At 58.9% G+C, this 18,768-nt stretch carries 18 protein-coding genes; 8 read left to right on the top strand and 10 right to left on the bottom strand.

Annotated features, from left to right (window positions below):
- Nucleotides 1-192 precede the first annotated feature (192 nt).
- Both tspO and GQ39_RS08765 read right to left on the bottom strand, forming a co-directional pair.
- Nucleotides 193-633 (bottom strand): tryptophan-rich sensory protein TspO, encoded by a 441-nt coding sequence (gene tspO / locus GQ39_RS08760; RefSeq protein WP_047528929.1) that lies wholly within the window; start codon nt 631-633, stop codon nt 193-195.
- Nucleotides 634-782: 149 nt separating this feature from the next.
- Complete coding sequence (locus tag GQ39_RS08765; protein WP_236693088.1) at nt 783-1,667, bottom strand: LysR family transcriptional regulator; 885 nt, start codon at nt 1,665-1,667, stop codon at nt 783-785.
- Between the two features lie 139 nt (nt 1,668-1,806).
- On the opposite strand from GQ39_RS08765, the gene GQ39_RS08770 reads away from it, so the two are divergent.
- The 5 genes from GQ39_RS08770 (at nt 1,807) to GQ39_RS08790 (ending at nt 5,919) form a co-directional block, all read left to right on the top strand.
- A complete protein-coding gene (locus GQ39_RS08770) occupies nt 1,807-2,646 on the top strand; it encodes a HalD/BesD family halogenase (RefSeq protein WP_047538634.1) in 840 nt (279 codons plus the stop codon).
- Nucleotides 2,647-2,799: 153 nt separating this feature from the next.
- Complete coding sequence (locus GQ39_RS08775) at nt 2,800-3,768, top strand: glycine betaine ABC transporter substrate-binding protein (RefSeq protein WP_047528933.1); 969 nt, start codon at nt 2,800-2,802, stop codon at nt 3,766-3,768.
- 112 nt (nt 3,769-3,880) lie between these two features.
- The gene (locus GQ39_RS08780) at nt 3,881-5,005 is read left to right on the top strand and encodes an S-(hydroxymethyl)glutathione dehydrogenase/class III alcohol dehydrogenase (RefSeq protein ID WP_047528935.1); all 1,125 of its coding nucleotides are present in this window, start codon (nt 3,881-3,883) and stop codon (nt 5,003-5,005) included.
- Nucleotides 5,006-5,051: 46 nt separating this feature from the next.
- Entirely contained in the window at nt 5,052-5,438 is a 387-nt protein-coding gene (locus GQ39_RS08785) for a VOC family protein (protein WP_047528937.1), read from the top strand.
- 136 nt (nt 5,439-5,574) lie between these two features.
- Nucleotides 5,575-5,919, top strand: a complete 345-nt coding sequence (locus tag GQ39_RS08790; RefSeq protein ID WP_047538635.1) for a cupin domain-containing protein — start codon at nt 5,575-5,577, stop codon at nt 5,917-5,919.
- 55 nt (nt 5,920-5,974) lie between these two features.
- Here the strand turns inward: GQ39_RS08790 and GQ39_RS08795 are convergent, their stop codons facing one another.
- The 4 genes from GQ39_RS08795 to GQ39_RS08810 all read right to left on the bottom strand — a co-directional run bounded on the left by GQ39_RS08795 (nt 5,975) and on the right by GQ39_RS08810 (nt 11,122).
- Nucleotides 5,975-7,147 (bottom strand): DUF2252 domain-containing protein, encoded by a 1,173-nt coding sequence (locus GQ39_RS08795; RefSeq protein ID WP_047538637.1) that lies wholly within the window; start codon nt 7,145-7,147, stop codon nt 5,975-5,977.
- Nucleotides 7,148-7,567: 420 nt separating this feature from the next.
- On the bottom strand, nt 7,568-8,473 hold the full coding sequence (locus tag GQ39_RS08800; RefSeq protein ID WP_047528939.1) for an amino acid ABC transporter substrate-binding protein: 906 nt from the start codon (nt 8,471-8,473) through the stop codon (nt 7,568-7,570).
- Nucleotides 8,474-8,514: 41 nt separating this feature from the next.
- Complete coding sequence (gene potE, locus GQ39_RS08805) at nt 8,515-9,861, bottom strand: putrescine-ornithine antiporter (protein WP_047528941.1); 1,347 nt, start codon at nt 9,859-9,861, stop codon at nt 8,515-8,517.
- 331 nt (nt 9,862-10,192) lie between these two features.
- The gene (locus tag GQ39_RS08810) at nt 10,193-11,122 is read right to left on the bottom strand and encodes a universal stress protein (RefSeq protein WP_047528942.1); all 930 of its coding nucleotides are present in this window, start codon (nt 11,120-11,122) and stop codon (nt 10,193-10,195) included.
- Between the two features lie 431 nt (nt 11,123-11,553).
- On the opposite strand from GQ39_RS08810, the gene GQ39_RS08820 reads away from it, so the two are divergent.
- Complete coding sequence (locus GQ39_RS08820) at nt 11,554-11,796, top strand: hypothetical protein (protein ID WP_047528947.1); 243 nt, start codon at nt 11,554-11,556, stop codon at nt 11,794-11,796.
- Between the two features lie 115 nt (nt 11,797-11,911).
- Here the strand turns inward: GQ39_RS08820 and GQ39_RS08825 are convergent, their stop codons facing one another.
- Nucleotides 11,912-12,475: a GNAT family N-acetyltransferase gene (locus tag GQ39_RS08825; RefSeq protein ID WP_047528949.1), complete on the bottom strand. Its 564-nt coding sequence runs from the start codon at nt 12,473-12,475 to the stop codon at nt 11,912-11,914.
- 224 nt (nt 12,476-12,699) lie between these two features.
- On the opposite strand from GQ39_RS08825, the gene GQ39_RS08830 reads away from it, so the two are divergent.
- Nucleotides 12,700-13,611 carry a universal stress protein gene (locus tag GQ39_RS08830; RefSeq protein ID WP_047528951.1) on the top strand — a complete coding sequence of 304 codons (912 nt, stop codon included), beginning with the start codon at nt 12,700-12,702 and terminating at the stop codon, nt 13,609-13,611.
- On the opposite strand, the gene GQ39_RS08835 is transcribed toward GQ39_RS08830, so the two are convergent.
- Together GQ39_RS08835 and fnr are read right to left on the bottom strand one after the other, a co-directional pair.
- Entirely contained in the window at nt 13,601-14,584 is a 984-nt protein-coding gene (locus GQ39_RS08835; RefSeq protein ID WP_047528953.1) for a zinc-dependent alcohol dehydrogenase family protein, read from the bottom strand. The two genes, GQ39_RS08830 and GQ39_RS08835, sit on opposite strands and share 11 nt — an antisense overlap.
- Before the next feature lie 24 nt (nt 14,585-14,608).
- Entirely contained in the window at nt 14,609-15,352 is a 744-nt protein-coding gene (gene fnr, locus GQ39_RS08840) for a fumarate/nitrate reduction transcriptional regulator Fnr (RefSeq protein ID WP_047528954.1), read from the bottom strand.
- 424 nt (nt 15,353-15,776) lie between these two features.
- On the opposite strand from fnr, the gene GQ39_RS08845 reads away from it, so the two are divergent.
- Complete coding sequence (locus GQ39_RS08845; RefSeq protein ID WP_047528956.1) at nt 15,777-18,152, top strand: phosphoketolase family protein; 2,376 nt, start codon at nt 15,777-15,779, stop codon at nt 18,150-18,152.
- Nucleotides 18,153-18,204: 52 nt separating this feature from the next.
- On the opposite strand, the gene GQ39_RS08850 is transcribed toward GQ39_RS08845, so the two are convergent.
- Nucleotides 18,205-18,630 carry a potassium channel family protein gene (locus tag GQ39_RS08850; RefSeq protein ID WP_047528958.1) on the bottom strand — a complete coding sequence of 142 codons (426 nt, stop codon included), beginning with the start codon at nt 18,628-18,630 and terminating at the stop codon, nt 18,205-18,207.
- Nucleotides 18,631-18,768 lie beyond the last annotated feature (138 nt).

Below are 18,768 nucleotides of genomic sequence, written 5' to 3' on the forward strand. Positions count from 1 at the left end.
CAGGTCGATGAAGCAAGCGTAGCTAGCATTGCTTTGGATACCAGTGGCGAGGGGCGTTTTTGGCTCAAAATAAGCCGTGATTACGATGTTCTACTGAGCTGCGCTTCTTGACGAGCCGGTGAGATTGACGCCACCGGCTTTACGCGCATTAGAACGAGAGGATCTGGTCCCCCGGACGTTCGCAATTCACCGTCAGCGGTTATTGCGCCAGATGGAAAAATTCAACGCAGCCGCTACACACAGCCATGCAAGGTAAGGAAAGAGGATCAGGCCGGTGATGACGTCAAGCCGCAATGCCATCAACACCATTGCCGCGACGACCAGCCAGAGCAGTGTCAGGATCAGCATGGCGGCGAAGAGGCGATGAGCGCCGAAGAAAACCGGTGTCCAGAGTGTATTGAGTGCGATCTGCGCCGCCCATAAAGCCAGCACCGCCTGACTTCCAGGGATCAGGCTCAACCGGTATCCGGCCCAGGCGAGCAGCAGATAGATAGACGACCAGGCGACGGGAAACACCCAATTGGGCGGTGTGAAGCCGGGTTTGACGAGAGACTCGTACCACGGGCCCGGTTTGAACAGCAGGCCGGTGGTGGCGGCAGCAGCGCAGGCGAGAAGAAAAATGAAAAAGGTCATCACCAGTCCTTGATTGAGGTCAGTTGTCCGGGGTTACAAAGCCATGTCGGCATTCTTAAAGAAAAGACGCTCGGCGAAGCGAAAAGTTTGGGTCGAGGGATGACATTTCACTGATCGCTGCTTTCCCGGTGCATGCGCCCCGGCCTAAATTAGCGTAGTTCAGGATTTCCAGTATCTTTAATCCAGGTGCTCAGTTCCGTAACCATTTTGTTGACCTCGCTGTCTTCCCGCTCGGAGGGGCGAACGATGGCGTTCCAGGCGATGTCGAGGCCGTCATTCAGGGCCGCCCATGCCAGCTCCCCACGCTCCAGGCTGGGGGTCACCAAATCCCGTTGCAATATGCTGATTCCGTACCCTGAACGAACCAGTTCGACGATGGCTTCGATCAACTCCACGGTGATCATGCGCCGCGGCAAGATGCTGGCGGGGGCGAAGAACCGATCATATTCCCAGCCACTGGCGCGATCGGTTGAGTAGGTCACCAGGTTGTAGGTCTTGAAGTCTTCGGCGTAGATATTTTTCCTTCCCGCAAGGGGATGGTCGGTGGCCATGATCGCAATCAAATCGTCGCGGAACAGCGGCAACTTTGCGACGCCGCTGGGCACCATGCCGTCATCGATAATGGACACGTCAAGCCGACCTTGCATCAAGCTCGCATAAACGTCGTTGCGCGGCACCGTTACCAGTGTGATTTCGATGTCCGGGCGCAGGTTTGAATAATGCTTGATGAATTTGGGTATCCAGCGAAACGGTCCGTAGGAGGTGACCCCCATACGAACAAACGCTGTAACGCCTCCAGCCATGGACCGGGCTTCGGACTCGGCTTCATTCAGTATCGCGATGATGTCCTTGGCGGCTCGTTCAAGGCGCACGCCGGCAGGGCTGAGCCTTAGTTTTCCTCCGGATCGTTCTGTCAGGCTCACACCCAGTCGCCGTTCCGCCTCGCGTATGCGGTGACTGACGGCGGAGGGCGTCAGCCATAGGCGCTCGGCAACGGCCGTCACTGAATCGACTTCCGACAGGGTTTGCAGCATGACGAGGTGATCCAGAGTGAGTCTCATAGGTAGGTGCGACCTGAAAATAATTCACAAATTTGCGTAAAAATATGAGCGTGACTTGTTTTTTGCTCCGGTGCAATCTGGTTTCAGCAACAGCCCACCGGAGAACAACAACATGTCAAAGCTTGATTTCACCCCTGCAGTCACTCTGGGCGATATCGTCGACCTTGAGCGTTATCCCATCACCAATCGAAGCCATCCGGCGTATCAGCAACTGGTCGCCCGCAGCCAATCGTTGCTGGGCGAAGAAGGCGTTGCGATCTTTCCGGGGTTCGTCCGCGATGAAGTGGTCGCCTCGATGGCGGATCAAACCCTTGCGCTGCACCCGCGCATGTTCCCTTTCCGGGAAAACCACACGGTGTATTTCAAGCCGCAGGACGATAGCGTTGAACCGACGCACCCGCTGCGGCGATTGATGAGCACCGAAAAAGATACGGTCGCCTACGCCGATATCCCGACAGACCATCTGATCCGGCAGATCTACCAATCGGACGACGTACTTTCGTTCATTCGGGATGTACTGAATCTGGACGTGCTCTATCGCCATGCAGATCCATTGGCGGCGCTTAATCTGCAAGGTTTCTCGGCGGGGCAACAGTTGGGCTGGCACTTTGATCGTTCAGACTTCAGCGTGACGCTGTCGCTTCAGGCGGCAACTGCCGGTGGCGATTTTGAGTATGTGCGCATGCTGCGTAACGAGAACGACGATTGCTATGACGCGGTCGGGCAATTCCTCGACAACCCCGCGACACAGAAGATAGAAGTGCTGCCGCAGGTGCCCGGAACGCTGACGTTGTTCCGTGGCCGTTATTCACTGCACCGTGTGACGCCGGTGGTGGGGGACAGGCTCAGGCTCAACGCGGTATTTGCCTACGTGGATCAGCCCAATGTCGAGTTCAGCGACTATGCGCGTAAATTGTTCTACGGACGCACGTCGGTAGAGCCATTGGTTTAAGTTCAGCAGCACTCACAATAAAAACAGTCGATTCACTTCTTCGCTTCACGTGTTTGCACAGGCACTTGTCCACCTTTGATCGGTGGGTCTCGTTTTGCAGGTGCAGCACGCAACAGCTCGCTGCCCCCAATAATAATTTCGGAGCGTCTGATCATGAAATACAGGAAGAACTTGCTGGCCTCGTTACTGACCCTTGGCGTACTGGTTACCAGTGCTTCAAGCCAGGCATCAGGGTGGTGCGACTCGGGCAAGTCGGTGAAGTTTGCCGGTCTGAACTGGGAGAGCGGGATGCTGCTCACCGACATCATGAAGATTGTGCTCAAGGAAGGGTACGGCTGTGCAACCGACGAGTTGGTCGGCAATACCATCATTCTCGAGACCGCTCTGGCCAGCAACGACATCCAGGTATTCGGCGAAGAGTGGATGGAGCGTAGTGAAGTCTGGAAAAAAGCGGCGGCGGCCGGCAAGGTCGTGGCGATCGGCTCGCCGATCATCGGCGCCGTTCAGGGCTGGTACGTGCCGCGTTATGTGGTCGAAGGGGACGCAAAACGCAACAAGCCGGCGCGGGCGCCAGACCTGAAGACGGTCGCTGACCTGAGCAAATACCCCGAGGTTTTTCGCGACGCGGAAGAACCATCCAAAGGGCGATTCTACAACTGTCCGGCAGGTTGGATCTGCGAACAGGAAAACACGGAGATGTTGAAGGAATACGGTCTTGAAAACACCTTCGTCAACTTCCGTCCGGGAACCGGTGCAGCCCTGGATGCCGCGGTACTGTCCAGCTATAAGCGCGGGGAACCGGTGCTGTTCTACTACTGGTCGCCGACGCCACTGATGGGACAGATCGATGCGATACGGCTGGAAGAGAAGCCGGGTGTCGACAAAAACGTGGTGACCAAAGTCGGCATTTCCAAAGCCTTCCATGAGCAGGCGCCCGAACTGGTGGCGGTGCTGGAGAAGGTCAATATTCCCATCGAACTGTTGAATCAGAACCTGGCGAGGATGACCAGGGAGCGCATCGAGTCGCCCAAACTGGCCAGAATCTTCCTCAAGGAACACCCCGAAGTGTGGCATGCCTGGGTGGATGACGCGGTCGCCAGCAAAATCCAGGCGGCGCTTTAATCGGTAATGAGGGCAAGGACGCCCGCCAGCCATAACGCCTTTCGCAACACCGAATTCACGACTGACTTTCTTGCTTCTATCCAGAGGCAGCCTTTTTTGCGTGCGGAATTTTATGAACAAGATCAAATCACGAGCGGCTGTGGCGTTCGCGGCCAACCAGCCCCTGCAAATTGTCGAAGTCGACGTGGCACCCCCGCAAGCCGGGGAAGTACGGGTCCGGATCGTGGCAACCGGTGTTTGCCATACCGATGCCTTCACCCTGTCCGGTGCCGATCCGGAAGGTATCTTTCCGGTGATTCTCGGCCACGAAGGCGGCGGTATCGTCGAAGCCGTGGGTGAGGGGGTGACCTCCCTCGCGGTGGGCGATCATGTGATCCCGCTGTACACCCCGGAATGCGGCGAGTGCAAATTCTGCCGGTCCGGCAAGACCAACCTCTGCCAGAAGATCCGTGCCACCCAAGGCCAGGGCCTGATGCCGGATGGTACCAGCCGCTTTTCTTATCAGGGGCAGCCCATCTTCCACTACATGGGCACCTCGACCTTTTCCGAATACACCGTGCTGCCGGAAATCTCCCTGGCCAAGATCCCCAAGGATGCACCACTGGACAAGGTCTGCCTGCTCGGTTGCGGCGTGACCACCGGCATCGGTGCGGTGCTTAACACCGCCAAGGTGGAAGAGGGCGCCAGCGTGGCCATCTTCGGCCTGGGCGGTATCGGCCTGGCGGCGATCATCGGTGCGACCATGGCCAAGGCTGGCCGCATCATCGCCATCGATATCAACCCGGCCAAATTCGAGATCGCCAGGCAACTGGGCGCCACCGACTTCATCAACCCCAGGGATTACGCCAGGCCGATCCAGGAAGTGATCGTCGAAATGACTGAGGGCGGCGTCGATTACTCCTTCGAGTGCATCGGCAACGTCCAGCTGATGCGTGCCGCACTTGAGTGCTGCCACAAGGGCTGGGGCGAGTCGGTGATTATCGGCGTCGCCGGTGCCGGGCAGGAAATCAGTACCCGTCCGTTCCAGTTGGTGACCGGTCGCGTCTGGCGCGGTTCGGCGTTTGGCGGCGTGAAAGGGCGCAGCGAACTGCCCAGCTATGTCGAGAAGTCCCGCACGGGCGAAATCCCGCTGGAGACCTTCATCACCCACACCATGGGCCTGGAAGACATCAACCGGGCCTTCGACCTGATGCATGAAGGCCGCAGCATTCGCACCGTCATTCATTTCGATCGCTGATTCAACCACTACCACCCACCGTGTTTTTACCCGAGAGAACATCACAATGAGCATCTTTACCCATGTCACCGTCGGCACCAACGATCTGCAAAAAGCCCGCGACTTTTACGACAAAGTCCTCGGCGCACTGGGCCAGAAGCGCCTCGCCGACCTGGATGACAATGGCTCGATCTGGGGCCAGGACGCCCCGTCCTTCTTCGTGCTGAAACCGGCCAACGGCGCCCCGGCGAGCGTGGGCAACGGTGTCACGGTCAGCTTTGAAGCGCCGGATCGCGCCGCGATCGATGCCTTCCACGCCGCCGCGCTGGCCAATGGCGGCACCGACGAAGGCGCACCGGGTCCTCGTGGCTGGGCGCCTAATGCCTATGCGGCTTATGCCCGCGACCTTGATGGCAACAAGCTGGCGGCGTATTGCTTCAAGCCCGTCTGGTAAGTGTCAGGGCGAGGCTTGATTCAAGTCTCGCCTTTCACGACGCCACCAAATCGACCCTTGGTCGCCTCTCGACTGCTCAGGCCTTTTAAGGTGTCTACTGCTCATCAGGGCCTGCAGATACAAAGAGGAGCGCATGATGAGCAACGAACAAATGGCACCCGAAACGAAAGGTGTTGCGGTGCAGTTACTCGCAACGATCGACCTGGGTCCCGAGATCGAGGGCATGGCCGGGCGCCAACTCAGGATGCGTTTGGTGACCATCGAGCCTGGAGGCGTGTTCGGGCCGGTGCACAACCATGTCGACAGGCCGGGCATCGTCTACATATTGCAAGGAACGATCACCGATCACCGAAATGGAACGGCCACCGACTACGGGCCGGGAGTGGGCTGGCCTGAAGACCGGAACACCACCCACTGGCTTGAAAACAGGGGAACGGTCGCGGCGTGTGAGATCTCGGTCGACATCGTCAGGCAGGGGTAAGCTCAACGGGACATCCGCATTGGCAGCGGACCGGCTAAAGTCCGCTGCGCGCTCATTACTCTTCTTCCCTCAACACATTGATCCGTCCCGATTTTTCTGCGGCCAGCAACATGGCATGGTCTTTTGCAGTCTGATCGGCATAGGCGATGGCAAATTTGCCGATGGCCTGGTCGAAGGAATCCGTCTTGCCCAGGTAGCCGCTGATGAGTGCGGCATCCCCTGATTTGGCGTGGGCACGGGCCAGGGTCAGGCCACACCACTCGGCATACATCTTCATCCTCGCGGCGGAAATACCCTCGATGGGCGCTGACATCTTCATGTCGCGTAGCTGACGGACAAAGAAGTAGCGACCGTTCTGACTGCGTGTCCAGCCCAGGAAGATGTCGCTGGACGACTGCATCAGGCGCTGCCCGGTGACGACGCGTTGGCCCTGGTTTTCGTATTCGCTCTTGCCCGCATAGGGCGCCAGCACCGAGGGACAGGCTTCCTTGAATTGCAGGAGCAACGGGTGATTTTCCGCGGAAAAGAACAGGCCGACGAAACAATAGGTGCCGACGCTACCGATACCGACGGCCTTGACCGCAATGTCTTCGAGGCGATAGCGATCGAAGAGCACCCGCCGTTCATGGGGCAGCGACAATCGATAGTCTTGCAGCGTCAGGCGAACGTTTTTCATGAAGCCTTTTTCATACACATGAAACAGTATCGGGGGTTGATCGATCAGGCGCCGCCGTCCGCCGACTTCACTGCTGATCTTGGGGTAGAGGTAATCGCCGACGCGCATCCTGGCCTTTGCGACCACTTGCTCGCGGAATTTCTTGATTTCGGCGTTGGGCGCCATGTCGATGATCGATTGGGCATCCAGTCGGTCATACCAGGCATCCAGTGGGCTCATTTTCGAAAATTTGCGCAGGCGCTCGCGATAGGCACGAACGCTTTCGACGGCGATGCCCCGTGCCTCTTTATCGCTGAGGCGGTTATCCCTTGCGGCCACGGCAAAACTGATCGCCAGGCGTTTGACATCCCACTCCCAGGGGGCTGGAAGCGTTTCGTCGAAATCGTTGATGTCGAAAATCAGATTGCGCTCAGGTGTGGCGAATAACCCGAAGTTCAGCAGGTGACAATCGCCGCAGGCCTGCACCTGAATGCCGGTGGTCGGGGTCGTGGCCAGGTCATGCGCCATCAAGCCCGCAGAACCACGCAGAAAAGTGAATGGACTGCGCGACATGCGGCCGTAGCGCACCGGTACCAGATTGGGCAGTCGATAGCGGTTGGAGGTTTCGAGGAGTTCGATAGGGTCACGGTGTTTGCGCGGTGGTTTCCATACGGCGTGATCCGCATGGGGCACGCGCTCGCGTATTTGTTCACCTTGGTACAGACGCTCCTTGCGCGAGTGAAAGACCCACTCGTCCCCGTGGTCTTCCGATTGCGCTGTCTTGCCATGGGCGGGGCTATTTTTGCGGGGAGGCATGTCCACTCCTTTGCTCAACGAAGTCAGACTCGCTTGGGCACGGGATCCGGGAATGCGACTGCTCCATCAGCCCACAGAAAGTGCGTGTGCCGGTTTCCTGAAAGCGCCGAAGTACATTGTTCCAAGCGTAGCAGCTCCCGCGACGGATCATGGTGCACCGATCATTGCGGCGCTCTTTTAGGGAATCGCGTAGACCTTGAACAGTTTTTTCGCCATGTCGCTGATGCCTCCCAGGTAGGTATTGCAGGCCTGTTCGATTTCGCCCGATCTGTACATTTCGCTGAGAGCGGTATCCACCAGCAAGCGGAAATTTTCGTCGTCTCGATCAAGGGCCATCGCGGTCGGTGAATACTCGAATACCCGATCCAGCAAGACCAGCTTTGCCGCGGATGGGTGCGTGGCGAGGAGATTGCTCAGCATGATGCGTTCGGCGAAGAAGGCATCGGCCTTGCCTTCGGCGACCAGGTTGACGCCCGCTTCAGTGTTCTTGACCGTGACCAGGTTGGCCACCACGCCGAGCAAACGCATTTGCTGGCGGATCCATGTCTCGGTGATCCCGCCAGCGGTGGTGGCATAGGTTTGATCGGACAGCCCATGATTGACCGTCGCCCGCCAGGTCGGCCCGGTACGGGCGACTTTGCCGTTGAGGACATTGAGCAGCGCCTCGGGGGCTTCCTGGCGCACCACCACCGAAAGGCCCGCGGTGTAGATCGGCACCGAGTAGCTCACCTGCTTGCGACGCGCCAGGGTAGGTGGGCTGGGCGTACAGAGGATGTCGATCTTGCCCGTGCTCACGGCCGTCATCGCGTCGTCGAGGGAGACCGGTTGGTAACGTACCTGTAGGTCGGGCAAGCCCAGCTCGAGTTTGACTTTGTCAGCGATTTTCTGGCAAAGCTCGATCGCATAACCGCTGGCCTTGTCGCCTGCCTGGACACTGAATGGGGCCAGATCCGGCAGGTAGCCGAGCGTGAAGGTGTTGCTCGTACGCACGCGATCAAGGGTATTGGCATCGGCCAGTGCCGGCACCATGGCGAGCAGGCCGACCAGTAGCAAGTGGGTGGCTTTGATCCGTTGTACGTTCATATCCTGGCGCCCCGCATTCGAATGTCTGTGTTGCCTGAAAATTACAGCTGAGGACTGCCGGCACTGGTCTGAGCGGCGGGAGGCGTATCGACGAAACGTATGGAGACGAAGCCATAGAGCAGGTAGCCAAATGCCAGGACGATGAGGCCACCGAATACGGCATCCTTGCCACAGGCATAAAGGGCGTACAACGAATAGGCCACGGCGATCAGTAATAGCGAGGTGTTGCGGGTGTAGATCCCTTTGCTGACTCTGGCTTTGTACATCATGACCAGCAGGCCCGTGGCGGCTGTCACGTAGGGGATCAGGTTGGTCACGGCCGCCAGGCTGACGAGTTTGCCGAACTGCTCGCTGGCATTGGGTGAAATGGTCGACAGCGCCATCAAGGTCTGCAGCACGCCGCAGACCAGCATGCCGATAATCGGGGCATCCCGGGTACTGACCCTGCTGAAAAATTTCGGGAACATCCCTTGGTCCGCGGTCATCTTGGCGGTTTGCGCCAGGGTGAATTGCCAGCCCAGCAGCGACCCGACACAAGCCATCACGGCCAGCGCCATGACGATGTGGCCGACCGTGGGATTGAACATGTGGGCATAGACGAGGGCGAAGGGCGCGGACGAGTTGGCCAGTTCGGCATTGGGAATCATCCCCTGGATCACCGTCGTCGACAGTATGTAGACCACCGCCGCGCCCAATGTGCCGAAGAGGCAGGCCAGCGGCACGTTGCGCTTGGGATCTTCCACCGCATCAGACGCCTGCGCCGCCGACTCCATGCCCAGAAAAGCCCACAGGGTCAGGGGAATCGCCTTGCTGATGGCTTCGGAGATCGGCAGGTTGTTGGGGTTCCAGGCGGCTATCAGCACATCGGCCCTGAACCAGTACCAACCGATGATGCTCAAGCCGGCCACCGGGATGATGACACCCCACACGGTAATCGTACCGATTCTGCCCGTGATGCTCGGGCCGCCGAAGTTGGCCACGGTGGTGAGCCAGAGCAGGCCGACCGTACCGATGAACAGGGGAATGGCGCCACTGCCGAGCCAGGGCACGAACGCTGTCATGTAACCCACCGCAGAAATGGCGACGGCCACATTGGCGATACCCAGGGAGAGAAAATACAGATACGAGCAGAGGAAGAAGCCCGATTTGGCATGAGCCTCTTCGGTGTAGGCGGACAGCCCGCCCGAGCGCGGACAGTAGATGCCGCACTGGGAAAAGCAATACGCGATGGCCATGGAGCCGACGGCGGTGACGAGCCATGAGAGCAATGAAATGGCGCCGAGTTGCGCCATGCTCGTCGGCAGCAGGATGATGCCCGAGCCCATCATGTTCACGGTCACCAGCGTGGTAAGCCCCATGAGGCTCATCTTCTTGCTTGAGTCGGCCATCGGAACTCCTTGATATGCGCAACGCCTTTGCCCGAGCACTGAGGCCTTCGTTAACCCACCACTTTTCAGTCGTTACCGCTAACCACGTGAATCGCTTTTGCGCAGGGTCAGTTATCGCAAGATCATGTTCTTCGTTTGCGAGGGGTTGCCTGCGGATAACCTTAGAACATGGATTCACGCACGCCAGTGTTGCACCGCAAAACGGGAAGAATTGGCGAGACTCGCGAGTAGAGGCTGGCCAGGCTTCTCTACGTGCGGTCGCGCAAAACCATCCTGTCCATTGCCGGCGACACGGTTCGACCGACAAAGGACGGCGCCCACGTTACTTCCTTTATTCCTCATTCAATTCCTGTGGCGAAACCACCCAGACGCTGCACGGCATCTTGTACAGCAGATGTTCCACCGTACTGCCGACCAACCGGTCCATGACACGATGCCCGGCCCGGCCCATCACGATCATGTCGATGTCATAGGTGGTTGCGTAGCTGGCAAGCACCTTCGCCGGATTGCCCATGATCATGCGCTGGTGCTCCGGCGGGATGCCGTTGCGCTCCGACAGTTCGCGGAAGGCATCAGCCTGTGCATCGAACAGGGTTTTGGCTTTGCTGGAAGAGAAAAACGTCGAGGCATTCTCGAAGCCGAATTCGTCTGCGCTGATGGAAGAGAGGTCATGGGCATAGACAACGTCCAGTTCGGCATGACAAGTAATCGCCAGTTTTGAAGCCTCTTGCAGAATCCGGTCATTGAAGTCCTGGTATTGCCCCTCGCGATGGAAGGGGTCGATGGCGGCGACTATCTTGCGCGGCAAGGCGTGGTGCATGTGGCTGACAAAATGCAAGGGCACCGGGCATTCGCGCAGCAGATGAATGTCCAGCGGCGTAAACAACAGGCGCGACAGACGCGATTCGTGTGCCAGGGCCTTGATCAGTACAGCCATGGGCTGCTCTTTGAGATGGATCAGGATTTCCTGCAAGGGTTTTTCCACCCAGACCACTTCCGTGGTCACGTGCACCCCGATTTTGCGCAACGGCCGAGCCTGATCCTCCAGCCATTGGCGATGGCGTTCCACGTACCCGAGCCGCATCTGTTCCAGCGCTTGCTCGTTGACCATGCCGGCGGTCGCCAGCCCTTCGAGATAGTCGAACGCCACGATGTGCAGTGCCGCGTTCGATGCGTGGGCCAGTGCGGCAGCCCGATCGAAGGCGGGGCTGTTTTCCATCAAGGGCGAGACGACCAACATGAAACGTGATTGATCCGACATGACCTGTCTCCTCTAGTCATTTTGCAAGTATTGGGTCCAACGGCTGCGGTGCAATCGGGGCGTGAAACCTTGCATTCATCCTGCGTCTATCCGGGGACGCGGGCTTGATCTTTGTCAAACCCGGGGAGTTACGACGATGCCGCCCGACGTCCGGTCATGCGTGGCGCGTTCAGTCATTGAAATTGTTGACCGTGATCAACTTTTGCTCAGTCACCCTGGCGCAATCTGGAGTTCGTGCTTATCGCTTGCGCACCTGGAACGAAAGCGTCCGGCAGTTGGGTGCGATTCACGCTGTCAATTTCAAGCACGGCAACGTCGCCGAGCCAGTCTTGGCCCTGATCGAGGGCCTTGGGGTTATCCCGCCTTGGCGCCCATTCAAGTGATTGGCGTACTGCACCGTTGGGTGCGGGGGCATTTTCGGGAGGTTTTCGATGATTATTGAGATCACGCAGAGGCAGGCAACCGATGTCTGGATGGTGTGCATGGACAACCTGGCGGTGGACTTCAACAGCCTGGAAGGCGCCCAGGCGTTTGTCGACCAACTCAAGGCGCGAATCGATGCGCCGCATGTCTGGCCTGTCCGCACCGGCCGGACTTCTTTCACACGTCCATTCCCCGGGGGGCAATCCGGTTATAACCGGGGCGCAAAGATGAGCGCCGACCTTGTGGACTGACTGACAGAATCACGCTGAGACCGAAACAGGCGATTGAACGGGGGAGGGACTTGCAATCTTGAGTACTCAATCGCCCCGCGATGAACCGTTGGCCGGTACATCGCGGGGCGATGTATTACAGGTGCAGCCGATGAATGACCTGGCGAGTGTCATCGGGATCATTGCGTGTCTCGAAACCCAGGGATTTGGCCAGGTCCCGCATCGGTGCATTACTTGAGGCGTCCACCGAATACATCTGGTGAAAGTCGTTTTTGCGTGCGGTCTTGATCAAGTGCTCCATCAGCAATGTGCCCAGGCCCAGATGTGTCCATTCATCGGCGACGGTCACGGCGCATTCACATTCATGCTCGGAGGTGGCGGCATAGCGGGCGACACCAATCTCAATCAATTGGCCGTTTTCGTGGACCAGCGCGACGTAGGCGGTGCGCTGCTTATTGTCGGTATCCATCAGCTGGTCGAGCATCTCGGTGCCGGGCTCACTGATCTGCGAGAGAAAGCGCATGTGCCGGGACTCGGGCGACAGCCGCTTGATGAAGGCGTATTCACGCTCGCGGTCTTTCTCCGTCAGCGGCCGGATCAATACATGGCGGCCGTCCTTGAGCGCTTCGATCCAGTGTTGTCCGGTGACTGTGGAGTAGGCCGCTGCGGCCCGATCGTTGTGGTCTTTGACGGTGAGCATGGGGTAATCCTCCATCCGATTTGAAAGGCAGGCGCACGGTGACGAACCGTACGGTTCATTCCTTTCTACGCCGTCGGCGGCGCTTGAATCTGATCTGGATCATAGACTCTTGCCGACGGCGCAGATTTGCACGTGTTTGATGTAAATCAACGTGGGGCAGGGGGTAACGAGCGCAGTCTGGAACCTGACGGCGCTAAAGGGCCGGAACCGAGCGGAGGTGCGTGATGGGTCAATATCAACGTTTATTGCTGATTGCCGACCAAACCCTGCAACAATCTCCTGCCCTGCTGCGAGCCGTTGCGCTGGCCAAGGTGAGCGGGGCGGTGCTGGATGTAAGAGCCTTTGTCGAACCGGTGCCGGTCGTGCATTTGTGGGAAGAGAAAACGGACGACGCCGGGTATCAGCGTTACATGCGCCGCTATCGTCGCTGGGTTGCAGACGAGGTCGAACAACTTGGCGGACAAGGGCTGGATGTCTCGGTGGAAGTGGTTTTCACGACCCATCCACTGCTGGACATCTTGAAAACGGTCGAAGAACTCAAACCCGACCTGTTGATCAAGGATGTCACCCTGGAGCCTGTACTCAAGCGAGTGTTCATCACGCCGCTCGATTGCCACCTGCTGCGCGAATGCCCGGTTCCCGTGCATCTGGTCAACCAGGCCCGCTACAGCTTGCCGCACCGGGTCGTGGCTGCCGTCGATCCGTTCGATCCTTCCACGCAAATCAACGGCCTGAACGACACCATCATTCAAACCGCCAATGCCCTGGCCTTGCAATGCGATGCGCCGTTGCACCTGCTGTATGCCTACGATTTGTCGCCGGCCTTCAATGCCGATTCGCCGCTGGTGGGCGGTGGTTGGGGGGTGGACTTCATCGAGGAACTGCGTCAGTCCCTGCACCAGGCTTTTGTGACCCTCGCGGATCGTCATGGGGTGCCGCCTGAGCGGCGGCATTTCGTCATGGGTTTGCCCGTGCCGGTGATCAGTGAGTTTGTCGAACAATACCTGGCGGATGTGGTGGTGATGGGGACCGTGCACCGAGTGGGAATCGATCGCTTGATCGGCAGTAACACTGAACGAGCGCTGTACTCGGTGCCGGGCAGCATTCTGGCGGTCAGGACGGGCGTCACGGGGTGAGCACGATCGCGCCATTGAACTGCCCGGCTCTCAAGCAGGCGAGTGCCTGATTGGCGTCGTCCAGGGCAAAAAGAGTGACGTCGCAATGCACGGGCGTGTGTTTGAGCTCTTGAAAAAACGCGCTGCCATCCTCGCGGGTCAGGTTGGCCACTGAACGAACGCTGCGTTCGCCCCAGAGCAGCCGATAAGGAAACGCGGGAATGTCGCTCATGTGAATGCCGGCGCAGATCACACAGCCGCCCTTGACCGTCGCCGTCAGTGCCATCGGCACCAAAGCACCGACGGGCGCGAAAATCAGGCTGGCGTCGAGCAAGTGCGGTGGCGGTTGATCCGATGCTCCCGCCCATTCGGCCCCCAGGGATCGGGCATAAGCCTGACCGTCATGGTCATCCGGTCGGGTAAAGGCATACACTTTTTGCCCGCGGCCCCGCGCCACCTGAATCGCCAGATGCGCCGCCGCGCCGAACCCGTAGAGGCCCAGGTGGCGCGCGCCCCTGGCCATCTGCAACGCGCGAAAGCCGATCAGCCCGGCACACAGCAGCGGAGCCGCTTGAATGTCCGAGAGCACCTGGGGGATCGGGAAACAGAAACGCTCGTCGGCAACGGTGTATTCGGCGTAACCGCCGTCCAGATGGCAACCGGTGAACTGCGCCTTGTCGCAAAGATTCTCCCGGCCCGACAGACAGAATTCGCACTGGCCGCAGGTCCACCCCAGCCACGGAACCCCGACCCGCTGGCCGATCCAGTCCGCTGCGACGTCGGCGCCCACCGCCGTGACTTCACCGACGATCTCGTGGCCTGGGACCCGTGGCAGTTGCGCTTGCGCCAATTCGCCGTCCACCAGGTGCAGGTCGGTGCGACAGACGCCACAGGCCAGGACTTTGATTAACAGTTGGTGCGGGCCGGGTGTGGGGACGGGGCGTTCTTCCAGTTGCAGCGGTTCGCCGTAAGTACGTAGCACCATGGCGCGCATGACGATTCTCCAGATGTGCAAGGGTTAGCGCACAGAGCGATTGCATCCGGCGACCAGTTGCTTGAGCCCTTCCAGGTTCTGGATCTTGACGTCTCGGCCTGCGACCTCCACCAATCCTTGGTCCCGCAGGTGCGCGATCCCCCGGCAGATGGTTTCCAGCCGCAGCCCCAGGTAGGAGCCGATTTCTTCGCGACGCATTTTCAGCACGAAGTCCTTGGCGGAATAGCCACGGATGCTGAAACGTTGCGACAGGTTCAGCAGAAAAGCGGCCAGCCGCTCATCGGAGTTCATGTTGCCCATCAGCATCAACATGCTGTGATCACGCACGATTTCACGGCTCAGGAGCCTGTTGAGGTTGTGTTGCAGCGATGGCAGGTTTTGCGCGAGCTTCTCCAGTTGCGCAAAAGGGATGGGGCAGACTTCGCTGTCTTCCAGGGCAAATGCATTGCAGGCGTGCTGATCGGCGCTGATGGCGTCCAGCCCGAGCATCTCGCCGGGTATGTGAAAGCCTGTGACCTGTTCACGCCCATCGACAGACAGCACGCTGGTCTTGAAGGAACCGATACGGACCGCGTAAAGCGAACGCAGGGGATCTCCCGTACGGTACAACGCAGCGCCCTTTTTGACCTTGAAGCGTTGCACGATCAGCGTATCCAGCCGTTCGACCTCCAGGCTGCTCATGCCAATCGGCAGGCACAATTCCAGCACGCTGCAGTTGGAACAGGCAGCCTTCATATAATGAACGTGAAGTGGGTGGATTTCAGGCATGGGGCATGACGCCTTGTTAGGGAACGCCAGTCAGTTAAGCAGCCCTTCAATCTGTTGCAAGGGAGTTTGTCGGAATGCCGAACCGTCCGTGTTTTTGGGGCTGCTTCGCTGCCCGGCAGCAGCAAACTCCCTTGCCACACTTGACTCTTCGCTCGTTCAATCACTTCACTGATCGGCATTAGCCTTATTGGGAGGTGTACTAAGCATAGGTGTTGGTCATCGGGATGCGTCCCTCATTCGGTCATTTGGCGGGATAAGTGACGAACGGGGAAAACGCGCGTACCGCTGGGTCGATATCGATGGATTCCAACGGCATTGAGCTTGAACGTCGGCTTTGACATTTGATGTAAATCAAGTCTTGAACGTTTCAGGCTCCCAGAATCGACCAACAACTTCAGCAGGCCGGACGCTGGCGGAGAACTTCATGAGCGATTTTCTGAGTGATGAGCAACTGCAAGGGCTGGATGCCTATTGGCGGGCCTCCAATTATCTGGCTGTGGGGCAGATCTACCTCAAGGACAACCCTTTGCTGAACGTGCCCCTGACACAGGCACACATCAAACCGCGTTTGCTGGGCCATTGGGGCACGACGCCGGGACTCAACCTGATCTACACGCACCTCAACCGGCTGATCAATCAGTATGACCTCACGGTGCTCTTTGTCGCCGGCCCCGGCCATGGCGGGCCAGCGGTGGTGGCGCAGACCTACCTCGAAGGCACCTACACCGAGCGTTACCCCTCGGTTGAGCGCAATGCCAACGGCCTGCTGCGCCTTTTTCGACAGTTTTCCTGGCCATACGGGATCTCCAGCCATGTGTCGGCGCAGATTCCGGGCTCGATCCATGAAGGCGGCGAACTCGGCTATAGCCTGGCGCATGCCTATGGTGCCGCGTTTGATAACCCGGACCTGATCGTCGCCTGCGTGATCGGTGACGGCGAGGCCGAAACGGGTACGCTGGCGGCCAGTTGGCATTCCAACAAGTTCCTCAACCCGAGGCGTGACGGCGCGGTGTTGCCCATCCTGCACCTCAATGGCTACAAGATCGCCAACCCGACGGTGCTCTCCAGAATCAGTGAGGATGAGTTGTCGGCCCTGATGTATGGCTATGGCTACGATCCCTATTTCGTTGAAGGCGATGATCCGGCACAGGTGCATCAGGCCCTGGCCCGGACGCTGGATACGATGGTGCTGAAAATCCGCGAGATTCAACGCGACGCGCGCCAGTCCCGACAGTCCGGCGGGTTGGAGCGGCCGCTTTGGCCCATGTTGGTGTTGCGCACCCCTAAAGGCTGGACCGGCCCGACATTCGTCGATGGCCATCGTGTCGAAGGGACCTGGCGCGCCCATCAGGTGCCCCTGGCCGATTTTCAGCAGCCCGTTCATCTACAGCAGCTGGAGGAGTGGCTCAACAGCTACCGTCCCGGCGAGCTGTTTGATGCCAATGGCGCCTTGCTGCCCGAAATCGCCGCGCTGGCACCGACCGGGCATCGGCGCATGAGTGCCAATCCCCACGCCAACGGTGGCGGGCTGTTGCGCGCCCTGGACCTGCCGTCGTTCAGCAACTATGCAGTGAAGCTCGAGGTCCCCGGCAGCCTGCGCGCCGAGGCCACGCGGGTACTGGGTACGTTTTTGCGCGACGTGATGAAAAACAATCTGGCCTCGAATAACTTCCGTCTGTTCGGTCCGGACGAAACAGCCTCGAACCGGCTGGATGCGGTCTACGAGGTCAGCGCCAAGGCATGGATGGAGCCGCTGGAGCCCGACGATGTGAACCTGTCAGTCGATGGCCGGGTGATGGAGATCCTCAGCGAACAGGTGTGCGAGGGTTGGCTCGAAGGCTATTTGCTGACGGGGCGCCATGGCCTGCTGTCCTGTTACGAGGCGTTCATCCATATCGTCGATTCAATGGTCAATCAGCACGCCAAATGGCTGAAAACCGCCGCCGAGGTGCCGTGGCGCAAGCCGGTTGCTTCGCTCAATTTTCTGCTGACGTCCCATGTCTGGCGTCAGGACCATAATGGCTTTTCCCATCAGGATCCGGGGTTCATCGATCTGGTGGCGAATAAAAAGTCAGACGTGGTGCGGATCTACTTGCCGCCCGATGCCAATTGCCTGTTGTCGGTGACGGACCACTGCCTGAAAAGTCGCAACTACATCAACGTCATCGTCGCCGGCAAACAACCGGAGTGGCAGTGGCTGGATATTGATGCAGCGATCCGACATTGCCTGACGGGCATCGGTCGTTGGGACTGGGCATGCCGGGATGATCAGGACCCGGACGTGGTGATGGCCTGCGCCGGTGATGTGCCGACCCTGGAAACCCTGGCGGCGGTCACTTTGTTGCGCGAGTACGTGCCTGATTTGCGCGTCAGGGTCATTAATGTGGTCGACTTGATGGTGCTGCAGCCGTCCTTCCAGCACCCCCATGGTTTGCCTGACACGGCGTTCGATGAGCTGTTCACTGTCGATAAACCGGTGATTTTCGCCTTCCACGGCTATCCCGCGTTGATCCACCGCCTGCTGTACAAACGCACCAATCATGACAATTTTCACGTCCGCGGCTTTAAGGAGGAGGGCGCGACCACGACGCCGTTCGACATGGCCGTGATCAATAACCTGGATCGTTATCAACTGGCACTGGACGTCATCGAGCGAGTACCCCGCTTGCATGATCAACTGCAAAACGCGCGGTCGCGGTACTGGTCGACGATGGAAAAACACAAGCTCTACCTGATCGAACACGGGCAAGACATGCCCGAGGTGCTGAATTGGCAGTGGACGCCTGTGGCCGTTGGTTGAGGTCCAGAGGGGGGCAGGGCTGTGATAGCGAGGGGCAACGTCCGCCCCTTCGCTATTTGCTCTTCCAGTATTTCTGCATTTCGAGAAAAAGAAACGAGGCCGTCCAGGTGATGAGCACCAGGCCGGTCAACGCTTGCAGGCCGGTCAGGTACTTGAGATTGCCCACGGGTGAGATATCGCCGAAACCGATCGTCGTGTAGGTCGTGAAGGAAAAATAAACACAATCCAGCAGCGAACCATCGAAGTTGCCCGTCAGACCGCCCCAGTCGCCGGAGCGCACCATCAGGTAATAGACCAGCGCAAAGCACCAGACTTCCAGCGCGTGAGCCACCAGTGCGCCGAACACCCCGACGACAATCCTGAAGCGGCTCCAGAGCTTGAGTCGCGGAAGCCAGTCATTCAGGCGTAACAGGCATTCGTAGTGGATCACCACGACGACGATGACCACCAGCGTGTTGATCAAGGTGACTGCCAGCATGGCGATTCTCCGGTGATGACGGATGCGTGGAGGTCCGCACCAAGGGGGGTCGACAAGGCAGGTTTCTCAGGACGATGTCATCCACTGAGCCGGTGCCTTTTTCCTGCTGGACCTGGACTGTTTCGGCACTGCCCGTAC

Origin of the sequence: Pseudomonas sp. 11/12A, assembly GCF_000800055.1 — a bacterium.
GTDB classification, from domain to species: domain Bacteria; phylum Pseudomonadota; class Gammaproteobacteria; order Pseudomonadales; family Pseudomonadaceae; genus Aquipseudomonas; species Aquipseudomonas mohnii.